Source organism: Micromonospora sp. NPDC047548, from assembly GCF_040642975.1.
In the GTDB taxonomy this organism is placed as follows: Bacteria; Actinomycetota; Actinomycetes; order Mycobacteriales; family Micromonosporaceae; genus Micromonospora.
On sequence record NZ_JBEYTI010000006.1, the window covers coordinates 70,632 to 82,008 of the forward strand.

General features: G+C 70.4%; 12 protein-coding genes and 1 pseudogene. 3 read left to right on the forward strand and 10 right to left on the reverse strand.

Features of this window, described 5'->3' with window-relative positions:
• Window positions 1-42: 42 nt before the first annotated feature.
• The 6 genes and pseudogenes from ABZ807_RS08475 to ABZ807_RS08500 form a co-directional block, all read right to left on the reverse strand.
• Window positions 43-735, reverse strand: coding sequence for a gamma-glutamyl-gamma-aminobutyrate hydrolase family protein (locus ABZ807_RS08475; RefSeq protein ID WP_357154341.1), 693 nt, complete (start codon window positions 733-735; stop codon window positions 43-45).
• Window positions 732-1,499, reverse strand: a complete 768-nt coding sequence (locus tag ABZ807_RS08480) for a 3-oxoacyl-ACP reductase (protein WP_357154344.1) — start codon at window positions 1,497-1,499, stop codon at window positions 732-734. Before ABZ807_RS08480 ends, ABZ807_RS08475 begins: the two co-directional genes overlap by 4 nt.
• A 2-nt stretch (window positions 1,500-1,501) precedes the next feature.
• Window positions 1,502-2,857: an aldehyde dehydrogenase family protein gene (locus ABZ807_RS08485; RefSeq protein ID WP_357154348.1), complete on the reverse strand. Its 1,356-nt coding sequence runs from the start codon at window positions 2,855-2,857 to the stop codon at window positions 1,502-1,504.
• A gap of 99 nt (window positions 2,858-2,956) precedes the next feature.
• On the reverse strand, window positions 2,957-4,321 hold the full coding sequence (locus tag ABZ807_RS08490; RefSeq protein ID WP_357154351.1) for a glutamine synthetase family protein: 1,365 nt from the start codon (window positions 4,319-4,321) through the stop codon (window positions 2,957-2,959).
• Window positions 4,322-4,435: 114 nt separating this feature from the next.
• Window positions 4,436-4,567, reverse strand: a pseudogene (locus ABZ807_RS08495) (flavin reductase); the annotation flags it as partial.
• A gap of 514 nt (window positions 4,568-5,081) precedes the next feature.
• Window positions 5,082-5,480: a helix-turn-helix domain-containing protein gene (locus tag ABZ807_RS08500; RefSeq protein ID WP_357154353.1), complete on the reverse strand. Its 399-nt coding sequence runs from the start codon at window positions 5,478-5,480 to the stop codon at window positions 5,082-5,084.
• A gap of 108 nt (window positions 5,481-5,588) precedes the next feature.
• Here ABZ807_RS08500 and ABZ807_RS08505 point away from each other — a divergent pair, with 108 nt between their 5' ends.
• Both ABZ807_RS08505 and ABZ807_RS08510 read left to right on the forward strand, forming a co-directional pair.
• Window positions 5,589-6,506 (forward strand): NADP-dependent oxidoreductase, encoded by a 918-nt coding sequence (locus ABZ807_RS08505; RefSeq protein WP_357154354.1) that lies wholly within the window; start codon window positions 5,589-5,591, stop codon window positions 6,504-6,506.
• 118 nt (window positions 6,507-6,624) lie between these two features.
• Entirely contained in the window at window positions 6,625-7,092 is a 468-nt protein-coding gene (locus tag ABZ807_RS08510; RefSeq protein ID WP_357154357.1) for an SAM-dependent methyltransferase, read from the forward strand.
• Between the two features lie 837 nt (window positions 7,093-7,929).
• On the opposite strand, the gene ABZ807_RS08515 is transcribed toward ABZ807_RS08510, so the two are convergent.
• The 4 genes from ABZ807_RS08515 to ABZ807_RS08530 all read right to left on the reverse strand — a co-directional run bounded on the left by ABZ807_RS08515 (window position 7,930) and on the right by ABZ807_RS08530 (window position 10,516).
• Window positions 7,930-8,910: an NAD(P)-dependent alcohol dehydrogenase gene (locus tag ABZ807_RS08515; protein ID WP_357154359.1), complete on the reverse strand. Its 981-nt coding sequence runs from the start codon at window positions 8,908-8,910 to the stop codon at window positions 7,930-7,932.
• Window positions 8,907-9,140: a helix-turn-helix transcriptional regulator gene (locus ABZ807_RS08520; protein ID WP_357154362.1), complete on the reverse strand. Its 234-nt coding sequence runs from the start codon at window positions 9,138-9,140 to the stop codon at window positions 8,907-8,909. Before ABZ807_RS08520 ends, ABZ807_RS08515 begins: the two co-directional genes overlap by 4 nt.
• Window positions 9,134-9,562, reverse strand: a complete 429-nt coding sequence (locus tag ABZ807_RS08525) for a hypothetical protein (protein ID WP_357154365.1) — start codon at window positions 9,560-9,562, stop codon at window positions 9,134-9,136. The genes ABZ807_RS08520 and ABZ807_RS08525 overlap by 7 nt, the downstream gene beginning before the upstream one ends.
• Window positions 9,563-9,952: 390 nt before the next feature.
• Window positions 9,953-10,516, reverse strand: coding sequence for a TetR/AcrR family transcriptional regulator (locus ABZ807_RS08530; RefSeq protein ID WP_357154367.1), 564 nt, complete (start codon window positions 10,514-10,516; stop codon window positions 9,953-9,955).
• Between the two features lie 88 nt (window positions 10,517-10,604).
• Here ABZ807_RS08530 and ABZ807_RS08535 point away from each other — a divergent pair, with 88 nt between their 5' ends.
• Window positions 10,605-11,294, forward strand: coding sequence for an alpha/beta fold hydrolase (locus ABZ807_RS08535; RefSeq protein WP_357154368.1), 690 nt, complete (start codon window positions 10,605-10,607; stop codon window positions 11,292-11,294).
• The last annotated feature ends 83 nt before the right edge of the window (window positions 11,295-11,377 follow it).

The following is an 11,377-nucleotide window of genomic DNA, read 5'->3' on the forward strand; positions in this document are numbered from 1 at the left end:
CCGCCTGGTGACCCCCGCCACGGCCGGGGAGGCCCGTTCCCGTCATCCGGAACGGGCGGCGCGGACCAGGGCGGTCACGGGGCGGGGATCGGCCTCGTTCTCCGGGTGCCACTGCACGCCGAGCAGGAAGCGCCGCCGCGGGTCCTCGACCGCCTCGACCACCCCGTCGTCCGCCCAGCCGGTGGCGGTGAGCCGCCCCGGGTCGGCGACCCCCTGGTGGTGGTAGGAGTTGACCCGGTCCACCCCGGCCAACACCGCGCCCGCCAGGCTGCCCGGCGCGAACCGGACCGGGTGCCCGCCGTACTCCCCCGGGGCCGGGCGGTGCCGGTCGTGACCGACGACGTCCGGCAGGTGCTGGTGCAGCACCCCGCCGTGGGCGACCGCCAGCAACTGCATGCCCCGGCAGATGCCCAGCACCGGCAGGTCGGCGGCGAGTGCGCCGGCGAGCAGCGCCAACTCGCCCGCGTCCCGGTCCGGCCGGGGCTCGGTACGCGGGTCGGACAGCTGGTCGTAACGCTCCGGGCCGATGTCGGCGCCGCCGGCCAGGACCAGCCCGTCCAGCACCCGGACCACATCGGCGTCCACGTCGTCCGGGGGCAGCACCACGGCCCGGCCGCCGGCCGCGGTGACCGCCCGGACGTACGCCTGCGGCACCAGCGTCGCCGGCACGTCCCGCCACACCGCCCAGGCGGCCGGCTCGACGTACGCGCTGATCCCGATCAGCGGACGGCTCACAGCGGGGTGACGTACGCGCCGGTGATGCCGCCGTCCACCACGAACTGCGCGGCGGTCATGAACGACGCGTCGTCGCTGGCCAGGAAGGCGACCGCGGCGGCGATCTCCTCCGGGGCGCCGAACCGCCCCATCGGCACGTGCACCAGCCGGCGGGCGGCCCGCTCCGGGTCGGCGGCGAAGAGCTCCAGCAGCAGCGGGGTGGCCACCGGGCCGGGGCAGAGCGCGTTGACCCGGATCCCCTCCCGGGCGAACTGCACGCCCAGCTCCCGGGTCATCGCCAGCACCCCGCCCTTGCTCGCCGTGTACGCGATCTGCGAGGTGGCCGCCCCCATCAGCGCGACGAACGAGGCGGTGTTGATGATCGACCCCTTGCCCTGCCGGCGCATGTGCGGGATGACGTACTTGCAGCAGAGGTAGACGCTGGTGGTGTTGACCCGCAGCACCCGTTCCCAGGCGTCCAGGCCGGTCTCCAGGATGGAGTCGTCGTCGGGCGGGGAGATGCCCGCGTTGTTGAACGCCACGTCCACCCGGCCGTGCCGCCGCGCCACGCCGTCGAAGAGCTCCCGGACGGACGCCTCGTCGGCCACGTCGCAGGCGACGAACTCGCCGCCCACCTCCTCAGCGGCCCGCTCGCCGGCCTCGGCGTCGATGTCGACGCAGACCACCCGCGCCCCCTCGGCGGCGAACCGCCGTACGGTGGCCAGCCCGATCCCGCTGCCCGCCCCGGTCACCACGGCCACCCGGTCCGCCAGTCGTTGCTGCACGCTCACTCCTCTGTGCTGATGAACACGTTCTTGACGTCGGTGAAGGCGTGTAGCGCGTCCGGGCCCAGCTCACGGCCGAGCCCGGAACGCTTCATGCCGCCGAACGGGGTCCAGTACCGCACCGAGGAGTGCGAGTTGACGCTGAGGTTGCCCGACTCGACCGCGCGGGCCACCCGCAGTGCCCGGCCGACGTCGCGGGTCCAGATCGACCCGGAGAGGCCGTACTCGGTGTCGTTGGCCAGCCGGATCACGTCGGCCTCGTCGTCGAACGGAAGCACCGACACCACCGGCCCGAAGACCTCCTCCCGCCAGTGCCGGTCGGCCGGGGACCCGGCGAGCAGCACGGTCGGGGCGTGCCAGAATCCGGGGCCGTCGGGGCACGAGCCGGTGAAGGCGACTTTCGCGCCGTCGACGTACCCGGCGACCCGGTCCCGGTGCGCGGCCGAGATCAACGGGCCCATCTCGGTGGTCTCGACGGCCGGGTCCGCCACCCGGAAGGCGCGCACGGCCGGTTCGAGGAGTTCGAGGAAGTGGTCGTACACGGCTCGCTGGACCAGGATCCGGGAGCGGGCGCAGCAGTCCTGGCCGGCGTTGTCAAAGACCGCGTAGGGGGCGGTGGCGGCCGCCTTCGCCAGGTCGGCGTCGGCGAAGACCAGGTTGGCGCTCTTGCCGCCCAGTTCCAGGGTCACCCGCTTCACCTGCTCGGCGCACCCGGCCATGATCCGGGTGCCGACCTCGGTGGAGCCGGTGAAGCAGACCTTGCGTACGGCCGGGTGGGTGACGAACCGCTCCCCCACCACGCCGCCCGACCCCGGCAGCACGGTGAACACCCCCTCCGGCAGGCCCGCCTCGACCGCCAGCTCGGCCAGCCGCAGCGCGGTCAGCGGGGTCAGCTCGGCGGGCTTGAGCACCACCGTGTTGCCGGCGGCGAGCGCCGGGGCGAAGCCCCAGCCGGCGATCGGCATCGGGAAGTTCCACGGCACGATCACCCCGACCACGCCCAGCGGCTCGTGGAAGGTGACGTCCAGCCCGCCCGGCACGGGGATCTGCCGCCCGGTGAGCCGCTCCGGGGCGCCGGCGTAGTAGTCGAGCACGTCCCGGACGTTGCCCGCCTCCCAGCGGGCGTTGCCGATGGTGTGGCCGGCGTTGCCCACCTCCAGCCGCGCCAGCTCCTCAAGGTGCGCGTCGACCACCGCGGCGAACCGCCGCAGCAGTCGCGCCCGGTCCCCCGGTGCCACGCCCCGCCACGTCTCGTACGCCCGCGCGGCCCGCCCGATCGCCGCGTCGACCTCCGCCGGCGAGGTGGCCACCACCTCCCGCAGGATCTCCCCGGTCGCCGGGTTCCGCACCTCGGTCACGCGCCCCACCCCGTCCTCTCGCAGTTGCCGCCCCGACCCGTGCCGCCCACCCGCGCGCGCGGCGGGACCGACGCGCGCGATCGCGGGACGCGGGCGGCGTCAGAGGCGTTCGAAGCCACGGACCAGCTCCCAGTCGGTGACGGCGGCGTCGAAGGCGGTCAGCTCGACCCTGGCCTGGTTGGCGTAGTGGGCGACCACCTCGTCGCCGAAGGCGTCCTTCGCCACCGTCGAGGATTCCCAGCGGGTGAGGGCGTCGCGGAGGGTGGCGGGGACCCGCTCGGCGGCCGCGTCGTCGTACGCGTTGCCGCGGCATTCCTCGCCCAGCTCCAGCTCCCGTTCGATGCCGTGCACCGCCCCGGCGACCAGCGCCGCGATCGCCAGGTACGGGTTGACGTCCGCGCCGGGCACCCGGTTCTCCACCCGCGTCCCCTGCCCGTGCCCGACCAGCCGCAGCGCGCAGGTGCGGTTGTCGGTGCCCCAGCGCAGCGCGGTCGGGGCGAACGAGCCGGGCTGGTAGCGCTTGTAGGAGTTGACGTTCGGCGCGAAGAAGAGACTCAGCTCGCGCATGGTGTCGAGCAGCCCGGCCAGCACCCGCTGCCCGGTCACCGACAGGTGCGCGGGCCCGTCGCCGAGCATCGCCGAGCGGCCGTCGGCGTCGCGCAGCGAGAAGTGGATGTGGCAGGAGTTGCCCTCGCGGTCGTTCGGCTTGGCCATGAAGGTGATCGACATGCCCTCCTGGGCGGCGATCTCCTTGGCCCCGTTCTTGTAGATGACGTGGTGGTCGGCGCAGGCCACCGCCTCGTCGTACCGGAAGGCGATCTCGTGCTGGCCGAGGTTGCATTCGCCCTTGGCGCTCTCCGGGGTCAGCCCCGCGCCGGCCATCTCGGTGCGGATGCGGCGCAGCAGCGGCTCCACCCGGGCGGTGCCCAGCAGCGAGTAGTCCACGTTGTACTGGTTGGCTGGCGTCAGGTCGCGGTAGCCGCGCCGCCAGGCGTCCTCGTACGAGTCGCGGAAGAGCACGAACTCCAGCTCGGTCCCGGCGTACGCGGTCAGCCCGTGGGCGGCCAGCCGGTCGAGCTGCCGGCGCAGGATCTGCCGGGGCGAGGCGACCACCGGGCCGGCGCCGTCCAGCCACTCCAGGTCGGCCAGGAGCAGGGCGCTGCCCGGCTGCCAGGGCACCCGGCGCAGGGTGTCCAGGTCGGGCCGCATGGCGAAGTCGCCGTAGCCGCGTGCCCAGTTCGACATCGCGTACCCGTCGACGGTGTTCATGTCGACGTCGACAGCGAGCAGGTAGTTGCAGCCCTCGCTGCCGTGCGCGACCACCTGGTCGAGGAAGTAGGGGGCGTGGAACCGCTTGCCCTGCAACCGGCCCTGCATGTCGGTTAGCGCCAGCACCACCGTGTCGAGCTCGCCATCGGCGACCGCGACGCGCAGCTGTTCCAGCGTGAGCGGGGCTTTCCTCATCTGCGCGCCTCCATGGGAAAGGTCTACTGGCAGAACCGGATCACCGTCAATGCCCCCTCCGGACACCGTGGCAAACGCGACCGACCGGCCCTTACCCGTTCGGATGTCACGCCGTCAGTCGCGGGCCCGCGCCCAGGCGATGAAACGGTGGTGTAGGTCCGGGGCGTGGCCCGGGTTGAGCTGGGCGAGCTGTTCCCGGGCCTCGGCCATCAGCCCCCCGAGGTAGCGCAACAGCGCGGTCCGGTTCCCCCGGTACATCGGTGCCGCTTCCGGGCCCGACCAGCTCGGACCGCCCGGACCGGTCGGGCTCCATGACGAGCGCTGCTGGTTCCCGGTCGACTTGGCGCAGGTTCGTCTCCAGCAGGTCGTACCGAAGCTTCCAGTCGAGCGGGTACGACAGGATCGAGCGGCAGTACGGCAGCGGATCGGCTGGATGCTCCACGTGCACCGGCATGCAGCTCTGGCGCAACGGTGGCAGGGCGGCCACGGCTTCGGCGAGTTCGTTGCCCTCGATTGCCTGCGGGTTCGCGATTATGAGGTAGTCGCCGGGGCCGATCTCCACTATGCCGACGCCGTGCGCCCGGGCCCAAGAGCGACGATGTCTCCGACGAGCAGAACGCTTGTCAGGTCTGAGATGATCGGCACCCTTCCGGCGCGCGCCAACCGCTCGACCACCTGCATGACAAAGGCGGCGTCCTCGCCGTCCACCGGCGGCGGGGCCGGCCGAGCCGGGTGCTTGGCCATACCTGCCCACTGGGCTTCATGGTCGCGCGTCGAACTGGGCGCGGGCCTGAAAGACGCGGTCCATGTGTGTCTCTGCCCAGGTCTTGATCCCGACCATTACCGGGAACAGGTCGTGGCCGAGCGGGGTGAGCTCGTAGTCGACGCGGGCAGGCACCGACGCGGTCACGGTACGGGTGAGCAGACCGTCGCGTTCCAGTGTGCGCAGAGTCTGGGTGAGCATCTTCTGGCTGACGCCGGCGATGCGGCGGGCGAGCTCGCTGTGCCGCTGCGGACCGCTGGCGAGCGCCGCGATCACCAGTGCCGCCCATTTGTCGGTGAGCGTGCTCAGCAGTTCCCGGGTCGGGCAGCCCGCCAGAAACGCGTCATAGTCGCGTTTGGCCTGCTCTCGTCGTTGCCCAGCGGTCGTCGTCGCCATCTGCCACCCCTTGCCGGCCCCCTAGGCACTTCCAGGTGCCTACTTTCTCACAGTGCCCGAGGATACCTACCGTAATGGCGATCATGACGTTCAACGGAGGGTACGGCGATGCGCGCAGTCAGCTATGCACAGTTCGGAGGGCCGGAGGTCTTGCAGGTGGTGGCGGACTTGCCGGTGCCGCAGCCGGGGCCGGGTCAGGTACGAGTACGGGTCGCCGCGTCCGTCGTACACCCGGTTGATCTCATGATTCGCGCCGGTCGATTCCCGGCACCACTGCCGGCCGGGCTGCCGTACGTACCCGGTTGGGACGTGGTCGGCACGGTCGACGCCGTGGGTCCGTCCGTCGGCGATCTCACCGTGGATGACAACGTCATCGGCTTCTCACCCTGGCTGCGCACCACGGTCGGCGCCCACGCGGAGTATGTGGTCCTCGATGCCGCATGGCTGACCGCCGCGCCCGCCGGCATTCCCGCCAGCGAGGCCGCGACCCTGCCGACCAACGGCCTCGCCGCCGCCCAAGCCCTCGACCTGCTCGCGCTCCCGGCAGGCTCGTCCGTGCTCGTCACCGGCGCCGCGGGGCAGGTCGGCGGGTTCACCCTGGCGCTGGCCCGAGTCGCCGGCCTGCACGCCACAGGAATAGCGGCGGCGGGCGACCGCGAGTTCGTCGAGTCGCACGGCGCGGCGTTCGTGCCACGCTCGGACGATCCGATCCCGGTAGCGGCGGCCAGCTTCGACGCGGTTGTCGACCTCGCAGTGATCGGCTCGTCACTGATGGGACTGGTCAGGGACGGCGGCGGTTACGTGGCCGCCTCACCCCCACTGCGCCCGGAGCCGGCGAGGGGAATCCGGACGTTCGCACTGAACGTGCTGCCCGACAGCGCCCGGCTAGGCGAACTGGTGAAGTTGGTGGAAAGCGGTGACATCCCGCTGCGGGTCGCCGGTGTTTACTCCTTCACCGAGGCGGCAGCGGCCCACCACCGGCTGGCCCGAGGCGGAGTGCGCGGAGGCGTAGTGATCGTTCCGTAATCTGCCGCACTGGATCACCGCCCCACCACGCACTCTCGTGCCGCGGATAAGGCGCGGTGCCAGTAGCTACAAGCTTTTCCGTCGCTACATTCGCTTCGCTTCAGAGGGACAAGGAATCATGCTCAGCTTCGAAATCACCCCGATAGGTACCGTCCAGAACGCGAGGACGGACGTTCAGCAAACGGACAACTGGGGTGCCGTCCGCAGCACGATCACCGTCGACGAGCGCTTCGGCGATGCGTGCCTCCAAGGCCTGGAAGGCTTCTCCCACGTGGAGATCCTCTTCATTTTCGACCAGTTCCCGGACCACGGCGATTACCGCGAGCCCCGTCCCAACCGCGGCCGTCCCGACCTCCCGCCCGTTGGCGTGTTCGCCGGCCGCGGCCCTCGCAGACCGAACCGCATCGGGGTGACGTGCTGCGCCATCGAATCCGTCCACGGCCGCGAACTGACGGTGGTGGGCCTCGACGCGGTCTCCGGCACCCCGGTTATCGACCTGAAGCCAGTGATGGCAGAGTTCCTACCGGAGAACGTCGAGCAGCCGGAATGGGTCAGCCGCCTGATGTCGGAGTACTTCCAGCCGTGAGGTGAGGACTTGCGGTCGACCTGACTCACGATCAGCGCATCGATCTCATGCATCCACAAGCACATCAGCGCTCACGAGAGTCAGCGGCTTTCGACGAGAATCCCGAGGCAGCCGAGCGACCATGGTCCAACGTGTCTTCATGTCGCCGATAACGCGCGGCGTACCTGATCAGGCCAATCACCATGCCTCTCGGCCCAAGCAGCCGTCAACGCACGATCGCGGGCCGCACCAACCGGGACACCCATGTTTCCCCAGGTCACAGTGCAGTTCGCCAGGGTGGTTCGCGTACCTCCGATGCGGTTTCACGTTTTTCCAGCTCGGAAGCTGTCGGTGGACCGGATGTGGCAGAACCCGAACCGCATTCACGCTGTTCAGGGGCCGATCGTCACACTTACGGCCGTACGCCGACGCCTACCCTGACCAGCTCACCGACGGCCGCCCGCCGCAGTGCCGCCCGACTGATTCGATCCGCGAACAGCATCGGCGCTTGCGGCTCCGGCCGCCCGACCACCACTGGTGGATCATGACAGTCAAGGCAGTGACCGCCTGCCGCCGATCTTCCGCCGACAACGGCGCCGTCCTCGGACCTCGCCTCACCACAACGGGTATGCGGCGCTTCGCTCCCGACATGGTCAGAACAACGCCGGCACGGCCACGCAGGAACGAAACGCGTTCCGCCGGAGCTGGCCCACGCCGACTCGCCGAGGGCTTAGCGCCCGCATGGAGCCCGACTTCCCGACGGGGGACTACGTTGCGTAGCGGGACGGCGGTTGGATATCCATGATCAACTCACTAATTTGCCGAATTGAGGATGTTGCCGGCAGCTGGTCGAGGTACCTATACGGTGACGACGGTCTTTCCGGCGGCGTGGCCTTGAGCGAGGTGGCGGATCGCGTCGGCGGCGTCGGCGAGGGGGTAGGCGCGGTCGATGACGGGGGTGACGGCGCCGGAGTCGATGAGCCGTCGTAGTTCCTCGAGGTCGGCGGCGTGTTCCTTGGCCATCAGGCTGCGCAGGCGCTGACTGACGAAGATGGACATGAGCGGTGCGCGCAGCATCTGTCGGTCGAAGCCGCCGAGTAGCCGGCCGCCACCATTCTCGCCGCCGACCAGGACCAGGGTTCCGCGCGGCGTCAGAGCGCGCCGCAGCAGGGATACCGGACGGTTGCCCGCCGTGTCGATGATGACGTCGTACCGTGCCCCGTTGCCGTCGATCTGGCTGTGGATGTAGTCGATGACGTCGGCGGCGCCGAGGGAACCGACGAGGTCGACCTTCGCGGTGCTGCACACGCCGGTGACCGTGGCGCCGAATGCCTTGGCGATCTGCACGGCAAAGCTGCCCACGCCGCCCGCCGCGCCGATGACCATGGCTCGTTGCCCTGGCCGCAGGCCCGCGCAGTCGCGCAGGCCCTGCAGCGCGGTCATCCCGGAGATGGGCGTGACCGCGGCCTGCTCGAAGGAGAGGTTCGCCGGCTTGATCGCCAGCCGGTCCTGCCGGGCGGTCGCGTACTCGGCGAAGGAGCCGCTCTCGCAGGTCCCGTACACCTCATCCCCCGGTCGCAGCCGGGTAACCCGCGCGCCGACGGCCTCCACAACCCCGGCCAGGTCCCGGCCGCGTACCGGCGCCTTGGGCCTGCGCAGTCCGAACCCGAAGGCTCGCACCAGGTACGGCCGGCCGGTCATGAGGTGCCAGACGCCCGGGTCCACGCCTGCGGCACGCACCCGTACGAGCACCTCGTCGTCACCGACCGAGGGCCGGTCGATGTCACGCAGTGCCAGCACGTCGGCCGGGCCGTACACGTCCTGAACGATCGCCTTCATGATGTCTCCTCGCCAGAGTTGGGGTGCTGGAACACCTCGTCGAGCCGTACGCCGAAGACGTTGGCGATGAGGAAGGCCACTTCGAGGGAGGGCGAGTACCGGCCCTGCTCGATGGCGATGACGGTCTGCCGGGTCACGCCGACGCGTTCGGCCAGTTCGGCCTGGGTCATCTCGCCGTGCGCGAAGCGCAGTGCGCGGATGCAGTTCGTCACGCGGGTCGGCTTCACCATTGCGGGAGCCTCCCGCGGTACATGGCAATCTTCGCGACCGAGCCCAGGACCGCCGACAGCGTGAAGCCCAGGTAGATCACGTTAGCGATCCAGAACCGGTCCCACCCAGCAATCGCCATGAGCATCGCCGCGACCGCCCCGATGACCAGGAACGACTGACCGACGTAGTCGCCCAGTTGGCCAATCTGTCGGTCACGCACGTCCGCGGCGCGCGACGCTTTGGGGCTCACGACACCGATCGCGGTCTCGGCCACGATGTTCGCAACGATCGACGCACCGACGGTCCACAGCAACGCCGCCGCGTAAGGAACCTCCGTCAACGGCCGCCCACCCGCGCGGCCCACCACAGTGATCACGTAGACGACGTACGCCACCACGGCGACGAAAAACATGATCCACGCGCGCTTCTCTCTGTGCGCCATGCCTGCCCCTCGGTGTACAACATTTTCGACACCATGAACGTAACGAATGTTTGACGTGGTGTCCAGAATTCTTTACATCGAGGTTGGGTATGGCCGCCCTGGCCGCCCGCAACGCACCGCAGTCGACCCGCTGCACCCTGCCGTGGGCCTGCCACTGCTTGCGACCTCCGCGCCGCAGAGCGGTGCTCCGGCGGCCCCAGCGGATGCGCCTGAAGACGCCCTCATCTGCCGCCGACCGGGCGTCACGGTACGTGACGGGACGTGGGGTGGCGCTCGATGCGCGGTCTTGCCGAAATCAGTACGCCATGCAGTCGCCTTCGTGGCGTCGCAATAGCATGCGCAGACGAGGGCTACGGCAGGTCGGCGATCGCGCGGCCGTGGGGTCGCTGCTCACAAGGCGACTCCCGCGCGCAACATGGACGCGAGCTTCGCTGCGTAGCCCTCCTCGATCGGAAATTGGCGCAGCACGACGCGGACCCAGACCGCGCCCGCGAGTGCGTCCATGATGAGCATCGGGTCGGCGTCGGCGGCCAGCTCGCCACGTTGCGCGGCGCGTGTGAAGATCGGCAGCTCGGCGGCGAGACGGTCGGCGAAGAAGGCCCGCGCGTATGCCGCCAGCTCCGCGTTCTGCGCGGCGGCGCCGAACGCGGCGACCGCGACGGCCGCCGATGGCGGCTCGGTGAGCAGTCTGACCAATGCCTGGACGAGGGCCATCAGGTCGCCGTGCAGGCTGCCGGTGTCTGGCGCGGTGAACCGCAGTAGGGGTGCGTCGATCAACGCCGCGCCGAGGAGCGCGGCCTTGGACGGCCACCAGCGGTAGATGGTGGTCTTGTTCACGCCGGCGCGTTCGGCGACGCCCTCGATCGTAAGCCGCTCGTAGCCGCGTTCAGCCAGCAGGTGCAGGGTTGCGTCGAGGATCTCCGCGGTACGCCGTGGGCCACTTGCCTCCGTCATGGCAAGCAGCCTACCTTTGAATGCAACGCAACGTTGCGTTGTAACCCGCCGAGGGGGCGCCATGGTTCCAGCCGGCACGATTCCTACGGTGTTCGTCCACGGCATCCGAGTCAGCGGCAGCATGTGGGGGCCGGTCGCCGCACTCGTCAACGGCCATATCGCCGCGCCGGACCTGCCAGGCCACGGAACGAGACACACCGAGCCGTTCACCACCAACAGCGCGGTCGAGGCGATCCTTGCCGCCATTGACGATGTGGGCGGTCGAGCCGTGCTGGTCGGGCACTCACTCGGCGGTTTCCTGGCGATCGCCACCGCCGGCCGACACCCCGACCGGGTCGCGGCCCTCGTCGCCGGCGGCTGCACCGTCCGTCCACGCGGAGGCTTCCTCACCGCGTACCGCCTCATGGCCCGACTCTCGGCAAGCAGTCCGGCGGTCGCCGACCGGCTCAGCGCACGCGGATTCCGGCGAGCGCTGCCAGGCCCGATCGCCGAGGCGATGATCGCCGGCGGCGTACGATGCGCGGTGATGCCCGAGGTCGTCGCGGCCATGTCCGGGTTGGACCCGATCGCAGATCTTCGCCGCTATCCGGGACCCGTGCTGCTGTTCAATGGCGCGCGTGACCCGTTCCGCGCGGACGAGCGACGGTTTCTGGCCGCCGCGCCCAACGCCCGCCTCGTGCTCGTGCCGCGCCGCGGCCACATCGGCATCATGGCCGAGACGACCACGCTCGCCGGTCTGGTCGCGACCGCGGCCGCATCGGTGGTACCGGCCCCGTAGCCATCCCCATACGAACCAACGAACAAACCAAGATCCACCGGTGCTCGCGCCCCGCTCCCACGACGATCGGCTCCTCCACCAAC

Bases quoted from the DNA above. Each gene is read 5' to 3' on its own strand.
- ABZ807_RS08490 (WP_357154351.1), bottom strand. From the start codon at position 4,321: ATGAGGAAAGCCCCGCTCACGCTGGAACAGCTGCGCGTCGCGGTCGCC.
- ABZ807_RS08520 (WP_357154362.1), bottom strand. From the start codon at position 9,140: ATGGTGAAGCCGACCCGCGTGACGAACTGCATCCGCGCACTGCGCTTC.
- ABZ807_RS08525 (WP_357154365.1), bottom strand. From the start codon at position 9,562: ATGGCGCACAGAGAGAAGCGCGCGTGGATCATGTTTTTCGTCGCCGTG.
- ABZ807_RS08510 (WP_357154357.1), top strand. From the start codon at position 6,625: ATGCTCAGCTTCGAAATCACCCCGATAGGTACCGTCCAGAACGCGAGG.
- ABZ807_RS08500 (WP_357154353.1), bottom strand. From the start codon at position 5,480: ATGGCGACGACGACCGCTGGGCAACGACGAGAGCAGGCCAAACGCGAC.
- ABZ807_RS08515 (WP_357154359.1), bottom strand. From the start codon at position 8,910: ATGAAGGCGATCGTTCAGGACGTGTACGGCCCGGCCGACGTGCTGGCA.
- ABZ807_RS08530 (WP_357154367.1), bottom strand. From the start codon at position 10,516: ATGACGGAGGCAAGTGGCCCACGGCGTACCGCGGAGATCCTCGACGCA.
- ABZ807_RS08505 (WP_357154354.1), top strand. From the start codon at position 5,589: ATGCGCGCAGTCAGCTATGCACAGTTCGGAGGGCCGGAGGTCTTGCAG.